The following is a 15322-nucleotide window of genomic DNA, read 5'->3' as shown; positions in this document are numbered from 1 at the left end:
GATGAAAACCCTGTTCTCCTGGCGCCGTACCCTATTGGGAATGGCCGCTGCCGGCCTCATTGGTCAGTGCTGGGCATTCTCGTTCGGTACCGAAGACGCAGTCGTTATCCCGCCGCCGGCTCTGGATGAAACGACCCAGGCCCATAGCGAAAAAGTGGTGTTTGCCGGCGGATGTTTTTGGGGCGTCCAAGGTGTTTTTCAGCACGTTAAAGGCGTGAAAAAAGCGGTCTCCGGTTACGCCGGCGGTGCGGCCAACACTGCCCACTATGAACGGGTGAGCGAGGGCGATACCGGCCATGCGGAATCCGTCGAGGTCACTTACGATCCGGCTCAGGTCAGTTACGGGACGTTGCTGCAGATCTATTTTTCGGTGGCCCATAACCCCACTGAACTGAACCGACAGGGCCCCGACAGCGGCACTCAATACCGGTCGGCGATTTTCACTGAAAATACCGAGCAGCAACGTATAGCCCAGGCTTACATTGCCCAGCTTGACGCTGCTCATTCGTTCAATAAGCCGATTGTGACCAAGCTGGAAACCTATAACGGTTTCTACCCAGCGGAGGAGGAACACCAGGATTTTCTGACCGAGCATCCAAACTATCCGTACATCGTTATTAACGATCTACCGAAAGTGGCGCAGTTGAAGCGGTTGTATCCCGATCGGTATCAGGAGAAACCGGTGTTGGTGAAGGCTGGGATGTGAATGGCAGTTGATGGGGTGGTTTGTTCACCCTGAAATCAAATTCTTGCCGGCCACCTTCGATCGATACAGCGCCTGGTCGGCCCGGGCCAGCAATCCGGTCTGTTGTTCTTCTTCGAAGCGCTGGACCACGCCGAAACTCATGGTCACTTGAAACGCACCCACTGGTGGCAAGCTCAACAGACCATCGCGGATTTTTTTGGCGAGGAGCCTGGCATCAGCCAACGAGGTATCTGGGAGGATCATGATGAATTCGTCACCCCCCCATCGCGCGAGCAGATCACCTTCGCGCACAAACTGCTTCACGCCCTCGACCACCTGGACCAATGCCGCATCACCCAGGGCATGGCCATAGTGATCGTTGATGATCTTGAAGTCGTCGATGTCCATGGCGATCAGGGACAGGGGGCGTCGAAAGCGTTGGGCTCGTTCGCACTCCTGAGGCAGGTTTTTTTCCATCAGGTAGCGATTGGCGATGGAGGTGAGCGTATCGGTTTCCGCCAGTTTGCGGTTCTCTTCGAGTTGAGCCTGAAGCTGCTGGTTGACCCGGGACAACTCCCGAGTGCGCTCTTCAACGGTCGTTTCAAGGGAGTGAGTGCGCCGCTCCAACTCTTCGAGCAGACGTCGTTTATCGTCAATGCTGCGGTGCGCACCGACCATCCGCGCTACCGTTCCGTCGGCGTTGCGGGACAGCACATAGCCGCGGTCTTCGATCCAGGTGTAGCTGCCGTCCAGCATGCGGCAGCGATACTCGGCTTGATAGGTGGGTGCGCGCTGTTTCAGGTAGTCATCAAACACGGCCATGACGCCGGGGTAATCGTCAGGGTGGATAAGGTTTTCCCAAGTCAACGCGGTGTTGTCCAGGGAGTGAGGCTCGTAGCCGAGCATCTTGTACCAACCGGGGTTGCGGTAAACAAAACCTGTGTTGGCGTTCCAGTCCCAAATGCCATCGCTGACCAGTTCCAGAATGGTATGGAGCAGGTCTTCGCTAAAATCTGACACATTGAATTTCAACGGCGTGATATTTGACGCTTCCCCCATCACCACTCTCCCTGACGCACAGATATCAATTGATTCGCCTGGCGTCGAGATTAGTGCATGGCGCATTGCCACGGCTAGTGTTTGCCCCACAACTGCATGGCAAAGTCGACGAAGTGGCGTAATTTCGGCAGCCGGTAGCGGTCTTGGGCGTACACCAGGTGCATTGGCCGGCTCGGCAATTGATAGTTCTGCATTAACGCCACCAGTTTTCCGTTGAGCAGGTCCTGTTCGACAAGTGCATCGGGCAACATCACGATGCCCATTCCGGTTCGAGCAGCCTGATGCAATCCTGCCGAGCTATTGATCAGCATCGGACCACTGACAGCCACCATCACCTCGCCTTCCGGCCCGCTCAAACGCCATTGTTTTGCGACCGACTGCCAGTCATCCCCGACCGGGTAGGCAAAGGACAAGCAATCGTGATGTTGCAAGTCTTCGGGGTTTTCCGGCGTTGTGCGGCGTGCCAGGTACTCCGGTGATGCGCACATGGTCAGGGTGTAGTCGATCAGCGGGCGGGCGATCAGGTTGGACGGTTCAATGGTGCCCAATCGAAATGCCACATCGAGGCCGTTTTCGAGCAGATCGGGACGCCCGTTAGTGAGCACCACGTCCAATTTGACCTGCGGACATTGCAGGGAAAACTCGCTGAGTGCTGGCGCAAGCTTTTCGGTGCCGAAGGTCAGCGGTGCCGTGATGCGTAAGATTCCACTCGGCGCATCCTGACTCTGTTCCGCCAGTCGTTCAGAATCGGCCACCAACCCCAGCACTTCAAGGCAGCTCTGGTAATAGGCAGAACCAAATTCCGTCAGGCGCTGGCGCCGTGTCGTGCGGTTGAGCAAGCGCACACCCAGGCGTTGCTCCAGTGCGCGCAAGTGATTGCCGACCATGGTCGTGGACATTTCACACTGCTGCGCGGCGGCCGTCATGCTGCCGGCTTCCACCACACGTACGTAAACGGTCATTGCGTGGAATAAATCCATTATCAAGCTCTGCTTTAAGATGATTGAAGTATTACAGTGTTTATCCAGCCTGGGTGGCTAACCATACTGCAAAAACACCGACCATTGATGGAGCTTTATGCCATGACCGCCGCCTGCCTGATGAGCACTTACCAACCGTTGGCCCTGAGTTTCAGCAAAGGGTTGGGTACGCGCCTTTGGGACGAGGCGGGTCGTGAATACCTGGACGCGGTGGCGGGCGTGGCGGTGACCAACGTCGGCCACTCCCACCCTCGAATCGTCTCGGCGATCAGCGAACAGGCCGGTTTGCTGTTGCACACGTCCAACCTCTACAACATCGATTGGCAACAGCGGTTGGCGCAGAAGCTGACGCAATTGGCGGGTATGGAACGGGCGTTCTTCAACAACTCCGGTGCCGAAGCCAATGAAACCGCGCTGAAACTCGCACGGCTTTATGGTTGGCATAAAGGCGTCGAGCAACCGCTGGTGGTGGTCATGGAGAACGCTTTTCATGGGCGGACGCTGGGCACGTTATCTGCCAGCGATGGTCCGGCCGTGCGCCTGGGGTTCAATGAACTACCGGGGGATTTTGTCAAAGTACCGTTCGGTGACCTCAGTGCACTGGATACCGTGCAGCACGCCTACGGCCAACGAATCGTGGCGATCCTGATGGAACCGATCCAGGGCGAAAGCGGCGTCCAGCTGGCGCCTCCCGGCTATCTCAAAGCGGTGCGCGAACTGTGCAACAAGCGTTCGTGGTTGATGATGCTCGACGAAATCCAGACCGGCATCGGCCGTACCGGCCAATGGTTCGCTTTTCAGCACGAGGGCATTGTCCCGGACGTCATGACCCTGGCCAAAGGTCTGGGCAACGGCATCCCCATCGGCGCTAGTCTGGCCCGAGGCAAAGCCGCCGATCTGTTCACACCGGGCAGTCATGGCAGCACGTTCGGCGGTAATCCATTGGCCTGCCGTGTCGGTTGCACCGTGCTGGATATCATTGAAGAACAGGGCTTGCTGGAGAACGCCAGGCTTCAGGGCGAACGTCTGTTAGCCAGATTACGTAGTGAACTGGCGGACAATCCGAACGTCCTGGCAATCCGTGGCCAAGGCTTGATGATCGGCATCGAACTCAAGCAACCGATCCGCGACCTGACCCTGATCGCCGCGCGGGATCACGGTCTGTTGATCAACGTGACACGGGGCAAGACTATTCGCCTGCTGCCACCGCTGACGATTGATGAGGGGGAAGTGGAGATGATTGTCAGAGGGGTTGGTCGAATAGTGAGAGCGACCTGAAGGGAGGCTCAGTAGTGATACCTGCACATCACGACGCATATCGCACCTTCTTCGACCGCGTAGACCAATCGATGCTCAGCAGTAATTCGGCGTGACCAAAAACCGCTCAAATTGTGTTTGAGCGGTTCAGGTTTTCCGAGTCCGTCAAAGGGTTCACGTTGGATCGCCTCAATCACCAGGTTGATTCGTTTGAGCCCGGCCTTGTCGTTTTGTTGGAACCAAAGATAGTCGTCCCAACCTTCAGGGGTGAACTCGATATTCATTCTTCGAAGAGTTTCCTGGCTTTGGTTTTCCCTGCTCGCAGGCTGCCGATTGATTTGATCAGGCGCTCGGCGTTGGCAGGTGAACGCAGCAGATAGGCGGTCTCTTCGAGTGCGTTGTACTCCGCGAGAGACATCATCACAACGGGTTCGCCTTTTTGGCGGGTCACCAATAATGGAGCACGGTCTTCGTTGACCCTATCCATGGTTTCCGCCAGATGTGCCCGCGCGGTGGTGTAGTTAATGGTTTGCATGGCGTAGTCCTCGCTTGATGCAAAGAACGTACAGAAATGAGTACAGGATGGCAAGGTAATACCTCTGAGTGGTCGTTGCATAGACGCGGTCTCTGCGCTTGCACTCAGTATCGCCGAAGCTACTTCAAGACGTTTCGGTGAGCGATGTAGGCCCTGTCCGAATTACGTGTCATCCCTGCCTACTATCGCTCACCTAAACTTTCCACGAACCGAACCAGATATCCATCCGGATCCTGTACCAGAAATTCTCGTTGCCCGACTTCCACCGCATCAGCGCGATACCAGGCATCGGCGCACGGTCGAAACAGCGGCCATTCAACTTCCGACAATCGCTCAAGTATCGGATCGACGAGATCGACAGTGATCTGAAAGTTAATGCCTCGGCCAAACGGTGCTTCCAATGCGCCAGTCACCCACTGTCCGTCACCCGGAGCGTATTGCTCCAGCATGATCTGCACGCCGTTTTTGTCGAGGTAGGTGAAACCCGCTTCCGGGCGTTCGTAGGCAATCTTGAAACCGATTAATGTGGTCCAGAAATGAAGGCTGTTCTTGATGTCGGTGACGATCAGTTCGGGGACCAACTTGCTCCGTGCAAACATACATATCCTTGTTAAACAATGTGAGAGGAATCGGCGAAAGCGCTGATTTCACTTCGATCCATGAGTTTGATTTTTGAGCCGTTGAACGCTTCGAACAATTGCCGGTGTGCGGCAAATCCACTGGCGTCCTCGCGCATCCGATAACTGGCGGCCCATTCCAGCAACGCCATCAGCCACTCGTCATTGTCCGGTCTTTGTTCTCGCTGACGGATATTGGCAACACAGCTGTCGTCATCAACACACAACCAGATCAGCGCCGTTGCCCTGTGGATAAGTTCACTGACGATCCAGCCATAAACGCCTTCGATCACCCACTGTTCTTCATCGGCCGCAACCCGCGCTATGTCCAGTACTGCGGCATATGGGCGGGCGATGCTGTGTTCGTCCGAGATCCAGTGAATCTTGTCGAGATCGATCCATGGCACCTTGAGTTGTGCTGCCAATCGTTTAGCCAGCCAGCTTTTGCCTGAACCAGAGTTGCCGATGATCAGCGTGCGGGTGAGGTTCATGGTCATTCGCCGTTTCAGTCGTCATGTTCAGGCGCAACCATTCGGGTCTTGGGCGAGCCGTTTGAGTTGTGCTGATAAATGTCCTGGGGTTGTCCTTTCTCATTGAAGAATACCTGGCCGATGCCCGCCGAGTTCCATAGCCGCTCGCCGGCCTCGGCATGTTCGGGGATGTGCGGGACGATGCGCATGCGTCGGCGTTTGGTCAGCCAGTTCAGCGGCGAACGCGGTGAATAGAGCCAGCGATTGAGGCGGTCGAACCATTCGAGCAGCCTGGGCGGGAATTCGTTTTTGATGCCGCTGCTGGTGATCTGCCAGATTCTCGGGCCGCCTTTGCGGTGTCGGATAAACACTTCGTAGACGAAGGAATAATGCACATCACCGGACAGCACCACGTAGTTACCCGGTGTGCGCGAGTGTCGGAAAATGTTCAGGATCACTTGGGCTGCGCCGCGATGCGCCATCCAGTTTTCGGCGTCCACCAGCAGTGGATAACCGAACCAGCTGAAGACTTTCTGCACGGTTTCGATCAGTTTGACGCCGAAGATCGGTGCGGGGGAAACGATGATCGCCGACGGATGATCGAGCAGTTCCTGTTGCAGTTCGCTTAGGGCTTCCCAGTCCAGCAGTCCCGACGGTTGCTTGAGGTTCATCTCGCTGCGCCAGCGGCGGGTGCGGGTATCGATCACCACCAGTGCGGGCGTGGTGGGCAGCACGTAATGCCACTGTTGAAAGCTCAACAGCGCATCAATCAAATCATCCTGCACCGGACTGTCGAGGTAACGGTCGCCTCCGGTGGCGCTGAGCAAGCGGGTTTTTTCCAATACGTCGCCAAACGCATCCGGGTTGTTGCCCCAGCCCTGGCACAGCATGTAGGCGATCAAGGCGTTGCCGATGATGCGCTTGGAGAATGGATGGCCGTAGGCCGTTTCCTCCCACTGTGCCGACAGATTCCAGTCGTCAGTAATGTCGTGGTCGTCGAAGATCATCAGGCAGGGCAGATGCGCCATTGCCCGCGCGGCACCGCCCAGGCCTGAGATGAAGTCATCGATATGAGTTTGTTCAACGGCATACAGTTTGTGTCTGGCGAGCGTCAGCGCCGGCGGTTGCGGATTGATCAGTGTCCAGGGCGTCGGCGACCAGACCAGCAGGTACATGGCCATCACCTCGGCAAGGGTCATCAGGTGATTATCGGCATTGCTGCTGGTGAAAATCGGCTTGCTCGCGCCGCCGAAAAATCGATCACGCAGGGTTTCGTTGCTCTTGAGCGCCGGTAACAAATCCGCGCGGTGGTAGTAACTGGCCGGGTGTTCGTAGAGTTTGGCGCTGTCGCTGACCACGGCGCCTTCCAGGTGTTCTTCAAACAGACCCAGCCGTTCGATCAAGGCATGGATCGCCCGCAACATCGGGCCCGCGACATCGTCGGCGTAAATCTGATCACCGCTCATCATCAACAACGCTGGCCGCTGCGAGGCGTCCTGTTCCTCGGCCAACACGCGGTCGACACAGAGCAACCCATCGGTGGCCGGGTGATGTGGTTTACGGCAAGAGCCATGCAGTAATTGATCAATGCGCGAGCGCAGGACAAAGTTCGGGCAGCGCGTTTCACCGTAGAGCAAATGCGGGGCCCACTCGGCGATGCCCGTCATCGCGTCGTCGATCAACAGGTCGTATTCAATCACGGTGTCGCAGGGCAGGGCAGCCGCCAGCGGCACATCGATCAAGTGGATAAACGCGTGCGTGCCGATCGGGATGACGGTGCACTGTCCGGCATCCAGTCGGATGTCGTCGCAGTTTTGCAGGCGCAACGTCAGCGACAGCGCCCGGGATCCGACGAGCCATATGACCAGTCGTGCAGGTTCCAGCCGCCGCAACAGCGGGCCGACCAGCACCGGCGGCAGTGAGTTGCAATCGTCAGGCAATGGCAGAGATACGGACATCCGGGTTCAAGGCTCTTGGCACACAGGTCGGCGATGATAGCTCAAGTGGTCGCCTTTTCCTGTTAAGTGGGAGCCGCGATTCCTCACGACTCCACGCCCAAGGGTTCCTGTGACCCTACGCCTCCCAGCCCGCCCCACTAACGGCTGCCTGCGCCAGTGGGTGCAAGTCGGCCCCCTGATGCTCCGTCTGCCAGGCCAGCAACTCCTTGCGCATGCCGGGCGTCCAGTACATTTTCAGGTGATTACGCACGCCGAGCACGGCCTGTTGTTGGTCCGGTTCGCTGGCGAAGTACTGGGCGATCTGGTTGGCCATTTTGATCAGGTTTTCAGTGCTCATCGGCGCACCTCGGCGGTGGTTCCGGCGGTGCGCGCCTGACGGCGTTCGTCGAGCAGACGGTGTTGTTCGTCACTGAATGCCTGATAGCGTTTTTGCCACTCCGAAGGGTGGTAGACGCGGCTGACTTCCACGGCGGTGACCTTGTACTCCGGACAGTTGGTGGCCCAGTCGGAGTTGTCGGTGGTGATGACGTTGGCCCCCGATTCAGGGAAGTGGAAGGTGGTGTACACCACGCCAGGGGCGACCCGTTCGGTGACCCGTGCGCGCAGGACGGTCTGCCCGGCGCGGCTGCCGATGCCGACCCAGTCACCCTCGTTGATACCACGGCTCTCGGCGTCGGTCGGATGGATTTCCAGGCGGTCTTCATCGTGCCAGGCGACGTTTTCGGTACGTCGGGTCTGGGCGCCGACGTTGTACTGGCTGAGGATGCGCCCGGTGGTCAGCAGCAGGGGATAGCGATTGTTGACCTTTTCCTCGGTGGGCACGTAGCCGGTGAGCATGAAACGCCCCTTGCCGCGCACGAACTCCTCGATGTGCATGGTCGGCGTGCCGTCCGGTGCCTCGGCGTTGCATGGCCATTGCAGGCTGCCGTGGCGATCCAGTTCGGTGTAGCTGACGTTGGTGAAGGTCGGCGTCAGGCTGGCGATTTCATCCATGATTTCAGACGGGTGCTGGTAATTCATCGGGTAGCCCAGCGCGTTGGCCAAGGCCACGGTGCCTTCCCAGTCAGCCTTGCCGCCCAGCGGATCCATGACCTTGCGTACCCGCGAAATGCGGCGCTCGGCGTTGGTGAAAGTGCCGTCCTTCTCCAGGAACGAAGCGCCCGGCAGGAACACATGGGCGAACTTGGCCGTTTCGTTGAGGAAAATGTCCTGCACCACCACGCATTCCATGGCCGACAGGGCCGCGGTGACGTGCTGGGTATTCGGGTCGCTTTGAGCGATGTCCTCGCCTTGGCAATACAAGCCCTTGAAACTACCGGCCAGTGCAGATTCGAACATGTTCGGAATACGCAGGCCCGGATCGGGTTGCAGGGTGACGTTCCACGCCTGTTCGAATTGCGCTCGCACCACCTCGTTGGAGATGTGCCGGTAACCGGGCAGCTCGTGGGGGAAAGAGCCCATGTCGCAGGAGCCCTGAACGTTATTTTGCCCACGCAGCGGGTTCACGCCCACGCCTTCGCGGCCAATGTTGCCAGTGGCCATGGCCAGGTTGGCGATGCCCATGACTGCGGTGCTGCCCTGACTGTGTTCGGTGACGCCGAGGCCGTAGTAGATCGCCGCATTGCCGCCGGTGGCATACAGGCGGGCGGCGGCACGAATGTCGGCAGGGTCTACGCCGCAGATGGTGCCAAGCACTTCTGGCGAGTTTTCCGCGCGGCTGACGAACTCGCTCCAACGAGCGAAATCGCTGCCCTCGCAACGGGCGTCGATAAAGGCTTGATCGAGCAGCCCTTCGGTGACGATGACGTGGGCCAGGGCGTTAAGCATGGCGACGTTGGTGCCGGGGCGCAGGGCCAAATGAAATTCAGCACGGGCATGCACCGAGTCCACCAGATCAATGCGTCGTGGGTCGATGACAATCAGCCGCGCGCCTTCACGCAGGCGGCGTTTGAGCTGGGAGGCGAACACCGGGTGGGCATCGCTGGGGTTGGCGCCCATCACCAGGATTACGTCGGCCTGCATCACCGAGTCGAAACTCTGGGTGCCGGCGGACTCGCCCAGGGTTTGTTTCAGGCCATAGCCGGTCGGCGAGTGGCAGACCCGCGCACAGGTGTCGACGTTATTGTTGCCAAACGCGGCGCGCACCAGTTTTTGCACCAGGTAGGTTTCTTCGTTGGTGCAGCGGCTGGAGGTGATGCCACCAATAGAGTCGCGGCCATATTTTTGCTGCAAGCGGCGGAATTCGCTGGCGGCGTAGGTCACCGCCTCATCCCAGCTGACTTCCTGCCAAGGGTCGTTGATATGTTTGCGGATCATCGGTTTGGTGATGCGATCCGGGTGTGTCGCGTAGCCCCAGGCAAAGCGCCCTTTGACGCAGGAGTGGCCGTGGTTGGCCTGACCGTTCTTGTCCGGAACCATGCGCACCAGCTGGTCACCTTTCATCTCGGCGCGGAACGAGCAGCCCACGCCGCAATAGGCACAGGTGGTGATCACACTGCGTTCAGGCTGACCCAGTTCGACCACGCTTTTTTCCATCAGGGTCGCGGTCGGGCAGGCCTGCACACAGGCGCCGCAGGACACACATTCCGAGTCGAGGAAGTTATCGCCACCGGCAGCGGACACTCGGGATTCGAAGCCGCGCCCTGTAATGGTCAGGGCAAAGGTGCCCTGGGTTTCTTCGCAGGCGCGCACGCAGCGGTTGCAGACGATGCACTTGCTCGGGTCGTAGTCGAAGTAGGGGTTGGACGTGTCCTTCACATCGGCCAGATGGTTGTCGCCTTCGTAGCCGTAACGCACTTCCCGCAGACCGACCTGACCGGCGACGGTTTGCAGCTCGCAGTTGCCGTTGGCCGAGCATGTAAGACAGTCCAGCGGGTGATCGGAGATGTACAACTCCATGACGTTGCGCCGCAGTGTCGCGAGTTTCGGCGTCTGGGTATGCACGCTCATGCCTTCGCTGACCGGCGTGGTGCAGGACGCGGGGTAGCCGCGCATGCCGTCGATTTCCACCAGGCACATACGGCAAGAGCCGAAGGCTTCGAGGCTGTCGGTGGCGCACAGTTTCGGAATCGTGGTGCCCATCAGCGCGGCGGCGCGCATCACCGAAGTGCCTTCGGGCACGCTGATGCTGCGGCCGTCGATGTTCAAGGTGACTTGCACCTGACTGTTGCGGGCCGGGGTGCCTAAGTCGATATCGGTGTTCGGGTCGAAGAGAGTGATCATTGGTCGGCCTCCGAAGATTGCAGACCGAAGTCGGCGGGGAAGTGCTTGAGGGCGCTGGCGACCGGAAAGGAAACCATGCCGCCCAAGGCGCACAGCGAACCGTATTGCAGGGTGTCGCACAGGTCCTTGAGGATGATCACCTGCGCATCACGACCGTTCTGGTCCGGTGCGGCCAGCAAGCGGTCGATCACCTCCACGCCCCGGGTCGAGCCGATACGGCATGGCGTGCATTTGCCACAGGATTCTTCGGCGCAGAACTGCATGGCGAAGCGCGCCATGTGGGCCATGTCCAGCGTGTCATCAGCCACCACCACACCGCCGTGACCGAGCATCGCGCCGATGCCGGCGAAGGCTTCGTAATCCAGCGGCGTGTCGAATTGCGACGGCGGCACCCAGGCGCCGAGCGGGCCACCAACCTGGGCGGCTTTCAGCGGCCGGCCACTGGCGGTGCCGCCGCCGTAGTCCTCCACCAGTTCCCGTAGGGTCAGGCCGAAGGCCCGTTCCACCAGACCGCCATGACGAATATTGCCCGCCAACTGGAAAGGCATTGTGCCCAGGGAGCGGCCCATGCCGTAGTCGCGATAAAACTGCGCACCCTTGGCCAGAATCAACGGCACCGAAGCCAGGGTCAGCACGTTGTGCACCAGCGTCGGCAGGCCGAAAAGCCCCTTCAAGGCAGGAATTGGTGGCTTGGCGCGCACGATCCCGCGCTTGCCTTCGAGCGAGTCCAGCAGCGCGGTTTCTTCACCGCAGATGTAAGCGCCGGCCCCGACACGCACTTCCATATCGAAGGCCTGACCGCTGCCGCCGACATTGGCGCCGAGGTAACCGTTCGACCGGGCAATCTCCAGCGCCTCGTTTAACGTGGCGACGGCCTGTGGATATTCCGAGCGCACGTAGATGTAGCCGTAGCTGGCGCCGACGGTGATGCCGGCAATGGCCATGCCTTCGATCAGCAGGAAGGGGTCGCCTTCCATCAACATGCGATCGGCGAAGGTGCCGGAGTCGCCTTCGTCGGCGTTGCACACAATGTATTTCTGCGCCGCTTGAGTGGCGCGCACCGTGCGCCATTTGATCCCGGCCGGGAAAGCTGCGCCGCCACGGCCACGCAAGCCTGAATCGAACACCTCGGTAGCGGTCTGCTCGCCGCCAATGGCGACGGCCCTGTTTAAACCCTCGAAACCGCCATGGGCCCGGTAATCGTCCAGCGACAGCGGCCGGGTGATGCCGGCGCGGGCGAACAGCAAGCGTTGTTGAGACTTCAGATACGACAATTCTTCCACCAGGCCCAAGGCCAGTGGGTGCGAGGACGGGTCGCCTTGCAGCGCATCGAGCACCGACGGCACATCGGCAGCGGTCAGCGGGCCGAAGCCGATACGGCCTTGCGGGGTGTCCGCTTCCAGCAACGGTTCCAGCCAATACAGGCCGCGCGAGCTGGTGCGTTGCAGGTCCTGGCTGGCAAGGGCGGACGCCACCGCATCGGCACCCACGGCACGGGCCAGGGAATCACAGGACAGATAGAGGTTCATACGTCCTCCCGGCAAGCGTCGAGCAGAGCATCCAGACGCTCGGCACTGAGCCGCGCATGCACCTGACCATCCAGCTCAAGCGCCGGCGAACAAGCGCACGCGCCGAGGCAATACACCGGGCGCAAACTGATGCTGCCGTCGGCGCTGCTGCCGTGGTCATCCAATTGCAGGCGTTCGCGCAACTGCGCAGCAAGCTGCTCGGCGCCACGACTCTTGCAGGACTCCGCCCGACACAGCCGCAGGATATGCCGCGCCGGCGGCGCAGTGCGGAAGTCATGGTAGAAGCTGATCACGCCGCGAATCTCGGCCTGACTCTGATTGAGGGCGTGGGCAATCTCGGGGATGGCGGCATCGGGGATGTAACCGATGCCGGCCTGAATCTCATGAAGGATGGGCAACAGTGCGCCGGGGGTGCCCTTATGGCGCTCCAGCAGGCTGTTGACCATTGGCAGGTGCAACATCTCATCAGGCATACAGCATTCCTCACGGTCACGGACAAACCTGGCGGTCGTCGGTCGTCCGAAAGTGTCGGCTGCGGCATTCACACCACGTCACGGTATCGTGGCATTGTCAGGCCGTTGGCCAGGGCACCCTGAGCGGGCATCTTGTTGTGCCCGGCGCGGTCTTTGCCGCAGCTCTTAAAGGGCATTAAGGCAGCTTGCCACGCTGGTATTGATTCGCCTGCACCAAAGCGACGTGTTTGGTTCTTTCCACGACTACCCGTTAAGTCTAGACGAGGCCCAGCCCAAGGCGTCGTACGCAACTCGTACTCGGGACATACATTCAAAAAACAGGGAATAGCAGATGATTGATTTCAACAACAAAGGCTTCTTCAAACTCAAGCAAAATGAAGAATACGCCGAACGCGTCAGCGCGCTGCTGCTGGAAGGGGAACAGGTCATCGACGCCTACAAATCCATGCGCGACGGCGTGGTGTTCACCAACAAACGCATCATCGCCGTCAACGTGCAGGGCATCACCGGCAGCAAAAAAGACTTCACCTCGTTGCCGTACAAAAACATCGTGGCGTACTCGGTGGAAACGTCCGGCACCTTCGACCTGGACTCGGAGCTGGAGATCTACTTTTCGTCGCTGGGGAAAGTGAAGTTCGAATTCACCGGCAAGACATCGATGGTGGAAATCTCAAAACTGATCTCCCAACACGTCCTCTGACCCCAACACGAAAAAGCCCCGAAAAACTCGGGGCTCCAACTGACTAAATACACATCCAATTGTGGGAGCGAGCCTGCTCGCGATAGCGCCAGCCCAGCCAACATCAATGCTTAAAGCTAGCGCCTACCTCCCAGCCTTCGCCTCCACCCGCTTAGGTATCGGCACAAACCAGTTTTTATGTGGCGTCGACGTTGACATGGTGATCAGGCTTCGACAGCATCAGTCCCAATCGCGCCCGATCCTCTGGTGCTGGCTCAGTCCGGCATTACGTTCGGGCCTTCTTGTTTCTGGAACATGGATGTTGCCTATGCCAACTCTTCCAACGCTGTTCCAACCACCCTCTGCAGGGAACGAGCCTGTTCGCGAAAAACTCAAGGTAACCACCACTGCCGCTGAATGCCCAATCAGGCACTACAGGACAGTTGAAAGATGTAATCCGGACTGCTGAAGGCTTTTCCAGTCATGCTTTCAAGGCGCCTTATCTGATCTGGCGTTAAGTCGTATTCATAAATGGCGTCATCCGGCTCACTCCACGCCATAAGCTCTGCCAATTGATCGAACTGGTCGGCAGGGATTTCAATGCTGAACGCCAGCTCCTCAGTTCCCTTGTCGAATGCAAGAATCTCATGCAGCATTTTTCTGACTCCTATCAAAGTTACTTTGGCGTAGTGCGGCCTGGCTCGGCGTCCTTTGCTCGTTCGCCCGTGTCAGGGTTGAACTCTCCCAAATGCTTGCCTTGTTTGTCGTAGAGCTCAACCCTGCCATTCTCGTAATCCCATTCATAAATTCGTCCCTTGCGGTCTTTCCAGCGTTTTCGCTTATGTCCACCACCTTTGACAGAGCTCTTTGATGGACTGAGTACGGCATCTGGAAAGGCCGTCAATCCTTTGGGGGCGGGGTGATAGCTGTGGTCGCCGCCGATAGGTCGCGAAAACACCAAGTACAACGAACTCAGGCCGGAATCTGCCGGAAAGACCAGAATGCAGTCATCGGCCTCTATGCCGTCCTTTGTCGGATAGCCCTCGATCTGGGAATCTGTTCCTTCCGGGATCGGGTGTACGAGGATTGTGCCTTGGCTGTTGCTGGCGTCAGGGTGGACCATTGGCGGAATGCCTGATCGTCCTCTAGGTGTCCACAGGATAGTGGCGCCGTTTAGCTCGGCTTCTATCGCGGTTTTAGTGGCGTTCCACTTCGCCTGCACCGCGCGTACGGTGTCATCACCTGACGTGCTGGTATGGATGCCGTAAACCTGCAACGCGCCCTCAACATTGCGGCGAAACTGAAAGCGCACGCGGGTCGGAGCGCGGGTCATGGTGCGTAGCTGATCGTCGGTATAGAGCGTGCCGTCGCCCATTTTGGTCGGAAGCATGCCCAGCACAAACACGCCGGCAGGGCTTCCGCGCAATGCCCAAGTGAATCCCCTTTGCATAATACCGCCACCCGCCATGCGCCCCAGTACCGCGTTGAAGCCTAGAGCGAGTGCGGCAGCCTGTGCCGCCGACGGGACAAGCATCGACCCGGCCAGCATGACCTTGCCAAAGTCCGAGGCGGGCATGGTGTCGCTACCGGCGTGAGTGCTCCCCCAGTGTTCAGGTGTGCAGCACTTGGCAAAAACTAGGTCTGTACGCTCCTTGGGAATTGGCCATTCATCTTTGGGGATATATTCCGGCTCTGGCTTGGGGGGCGGATTCCAGCCGGCCCACGAGGCGCCACCGTTCGGACGTTTCCGGCTCCAAATGTCGTCGAAAGGATGTTTTTTCCGTGTGTCCATGGTCATGACAATCCCTGTGTGACTTCGTCTCGAGACAGGAGATTGTCGGTCAGCTCGCTTCCCAGT

16 protein-coding genes are annotated in these 15322 nt (G+C 58.9%); 3 read left to right on the top strand and 13 right to left on the bottom strand.

From position 1 onward, the window contains the following. Position 1: 1 nt before the first annotated feature. On the top strand, positions 2-706 hold the full coding sequence (gene msrA / locus AC3ISI_RS23795; protein WP_489337779.1) for a peptide-methionine (S)-S-oxide reductase MsrA: 705 nt from the start codon (positions 2-4) through the stop codon (positions 704-706). A 24-nt stretch (positions 707-730) separates the two neighbouring features. Here msrA and AC3ISI_RS23790 read toward each other — a convergent pair whose 3' ends face one another. Both AC3ISI_RS23790 and AC3ISI_RS23785 read right to left on the bottom strand, forming a co-directional pair. Next, entirely contained in the window at positions 731-1744 is a 1014-nt protein-coding gene (locus AC3ISI_RS23790) for a sensor domain-containing diguanylate cyclase (protein ID WP_489334078.1), read from the bottom strand. Positions 1745-1818: 74 nt separating this feature from the next. Continuing rightward, positions 1819-2724: a LysR family transcriptional regulator gene (locus AC3ISI_RS23785; RefSeq protein ID WP_489334077.1), complete on the bottom strand. Its 906-nt coding sequence runs from the start codon at positions 2722-2724 to the stop codon at positions 1819-1821. Positions 2725-2826: 102 nt separating this feature from the next. On the opposite strand from AC3ISI_RS23785, the gene AC3ISI_RS23780 reads away from it, so the two are divergent. Next, the gene (locus AC3ISI_RS23780; RefSeq protein WP_489334076.1) at positions 2827-4002 is read left to right on the top strand and encodes an aspartate aminotransferase family protein; all 1176 of its coding nucleotides are present in this window, start codon (positions 2827-2829) and stop codon (positions 4000-4002) included. A gap of 8 nt (positions 4003-4010) precedes the next feature. Here AC3ISI_RS23780 and AC3ISI_RS23775 read toward each other — a convergent pair whose 3' ends face one another. The 9 genes from AC3ISI_RS23775 to AC3ISI_RS23735 form a co-directional block, all read right to left on the bottom strand. Further along, a complete protein-coding gene (locus AC3ISI_RS23775) occupies positions 4011-4265 on the bottom strand; it encodes a Txe/YoeB family addiction module toxin (protein ID WP_489334075.1) in 255 nt (84 codons plus the stop codon). Then, the gene (locus AC3ISI_RS23770) at positions 4262-4516 is read right to left on the bottom strand and encodes a type II toxin-antitoxin system prevent-host-death family antitoxin (RefSeq protein ID WP_489334073.1); all 255 of its coding nucleotides are present in this window, start codon (positions 4514-4516) and stop codon (positions 4262-4264) included. The genes AC3ISI_RS23775 and AC3ISI_RS23770 overlap by 4 nt, the downstream gene beginning before the upstream one ends. A 182-nt stretch (positions 4517-4698) precedes the next feature. Further along, positions 4699-5115, bottom strand: a complete 417-nt coding sequence (locus AC3ISI_RS23765; protein WP_489334072.1) for a bleomycin resistance protein — start codon at positions 5113-5115, stop codon at positions 4699-4701. Between the two features lie 11 nt (positions 5116-5126). Continuing rightward, positions 5127-5624, bottom strand: a complete 498-nt coding sequence (locus AC3ISI_RS23760) for a P-loop NTPase family protein (RefSeq protein ID WP_489334071.1) — start codon at positions 5622-5624, stop codon at positions 5127-5129. Positions 5625-5638: 14 nt separating this feature from the next. Beyond that, positions 5639-7561, bottom strand: coding sequence for an alkaline phosphatase D family protein (locus AC3ISI_RS23755; protein ID WP_489334070.1), 1923 nt, complete (start codon positions 7559-7561; stop codon positions 5639-5641). A 115-nt stretch (positions 7562-7676) separates the two neighbouring features. After that, positions 7677-7898, bottom strand: coding sequence for a formate dehydrogenase subunit delta (locus AC3ISI_RS23750; protein WP_489334069.1), 222 nt, complete (start codon positions 7896-7898; stop codon positions 7677-7679). Further along, positions 7895-10783, bottom strand: coding sequence for a formate dehydrogenase subunit alpha (gene fdhF, locus AC3ISI_RS23745; protein WP_489334068.1), 2889 nt, complete (start codon positions 10781-10783; stop codon positions 7895-7897). The genes AC3ISI_RS23750 and fdhF overlap by 4 nt, the downstream gene beginning before the upstream one ends. Further along, the gene (locus AC3ISI_RS23740) at positions 10780-12312 is read right to left on the bottom strand and encodes a formate dehydrogenase beta subunit (RefSeq protein WP_489334067.1); all 1533 of its coding nucleotides are present in this window, start codon (positions 12310-12312) and stop codon (positions 10780-10782) included. The genes fdhF and AC3ISI_RS23740 overlap by 4 nt, the downstream gene beginning before the upstream one ends. Beyond that, on the bottom strand, positions 12309-12785 hold the full coding sequence (locus AC3ISI_RS23735; RefSeq protein WP_489334066.1) for a formate dehydrogenase subunit gamma: 477 nt from the start codon (positions 12783-12785) through the stop codon (positions 12309-12311). Before AC3ISI_RS23735 ends, AC3ISI_RS23740 begins: the two co-directional genes overlap by 4 nt. Before the next feature lie 331 nt (positions 12786-13116). Here AC3ISI_RS23735 and AC3ISI_RS23730 point away from each other — a divergent pair, with 331 nt between their 5' ends. After that, positions 13117-13485, top strand: coding sequence for a PH domain-containing protein (locus tag AC3ISI_RS23730; protein WP_310336493.1), 369 nt, complete (start codon positions 13117-13119; stop codon positions 13483-13485). A 404-nt stretch (positions 13486-13889) separates the two neighbouring features. Here the strand turns inward: AC3ISI_RS23730 and AC3ISI_RS23725 are convergent, their stop codons facing one another. Further along, positions 13890-14120 (bottom strand): DUF7683 domain-containing protein, encoded by a 231-nt coding sequence (locus AC3ISI_RS23725; RefSeq protein ID WP_150782434.1) that lies wholly within the window; start codon positions 14118-14120, stop codon positions 13890-13892. A gap of 20 nt (positions 14121-14140) precedes the next feature. Then, the gene (locus AC3ISI_RS23720; RefSeq protein WP_489334065.1) at positions 14141-15262 is read right to left on the bottom strand and encodes an S-type pyocin domain-containing protein; all 1122 of its coding nucleotides are present in this window, start codon (positions 15260-15262) and stop codon (positions 14141-14143) included. Between the last annotated feature and the right edge of the window lie 60 nt (positions 15263-15322).

It is taken from the genome of Pseudomonas sp. GL_139_B, assembly GCF_057834475.1.
The sequence above is the reverse complement of the archived record's forward strand: the minus strand, read 5'-3'. Positions and strand labels throughout refer to the sequence as shown.

Bases quoted from the DNA above. Each gene is read 5' to 3' on its own strand.
- AC3ISI_RS23770 (WP_489334073.1), bottom strand. From the start codon at position 4,516: ATGCAAACCATTAACTACACCACCGCGCGGGCACATCTGGCGGAAACC.
- AC3ISI_RS23760 (WP_489334071.1), bottom strand. From the start codon at position 5,624: ATGAACCTCACCCGCACGCTGATCATCGGCAACTCTGGTTCAGGCAAA.
- AC3ISI_RS23765 (WP_489334072.1), bottom strand. From the start codon at position 5,115: ATGTTTGCACGGAGCAAGTTGGTCCCCGAACTGATCGTCACCGACATC.
- AC3ISI_RS23750 (WP_489334069.1), bottom strand. From the start codon at position 7,898: ATGAGCACTGAAAACCTGATCAAAATGGCCAACCAGATCGCCCAGTAC.
- AC3ISI_RS23790 (WP_489334078.1), bottom strand. From the start codon at position 1,744: ATGGGGGAAGCGTCAAATATCACGCCGTTGAAATTCAATGTGTCAGAT.
- AC3ISI_RS23775 (WP_489334075.1), bottom strand. From the start codon at position 4,265: ATGAATATCGAGTTCACCCCTGAAGGTTGGGACGACTATCTTTGGTTC.
- AC3ISI_RS23720 (WP_489334065.1), bottom strand. From the start codon at position 15,262: ATGACCATGGACACACGGAAAAAACATCCTTTCGACGACATTTGGAGC.
- AC3ISI_RS23740 (WP_489334067.1), bottom strand. From the start codon at position 12,312: ATGAACCTCTATCTGTCCTGTGATTCCCTGGCCCGTGCCGTGGGTGCC.
- AC3ISI_RS23730 (WP_310336493.1), top strand. From the start codon at position 13,117: ATGATTGATTTCAACAACAAAGGCTTCTTCAAACTCAAGCAAAATGAA.
- AC3ISI_RS23735 (WP_489334066.1), bottom strand. From the start codon at position 12,785: ATGCCTGATGAGATGTTGCACCTGCCAATGGTCAACAGCCTGCTGGAG.
- AC3ISI_RS23755 (WP_489334070.1), bottom strand. From the start codon at position 7,561: ATGTCCGTATCTCTGCCATTGCCTGACGATTGCAACTCACTGCCGCCG.
- AC3ISI_RS23785 (WP_489334077.1), bottom strand. From the start codon at position 2,724: ATGGATTTATTCCACGCAATGACCGTTTACGTACGTGTGGTGGAAGCC.
- AC3ISI_RS23725 (WP_150782434.1), bottom strand. From the start codon at position 14,120: ATGCTGCATGAGATTCTTGCATTCGACAAGGGAACTGAGGAGCTGGCG.
- msrA (WP_489337779.1), top strand. From the start codon at position 2: ATGAAAACCCTGTTCTCCTGGCGCCGTACCCTATTGGGAATGGCCGCT.
- fdhF (WP_489334068.1), bottom strand. From the start codon at position 10,783: ATGATCACTCTCTTCGACCCGAACACCGATATCGACTTAGGCACCCCG.
- AC3ISI_RS23780 (WP_489334076.1), top strand. From the start codon at position 2,827: ATGACCGCCGCCTGCCTGATGAGCACTTACCAACCGTTGGCCCTGAGT.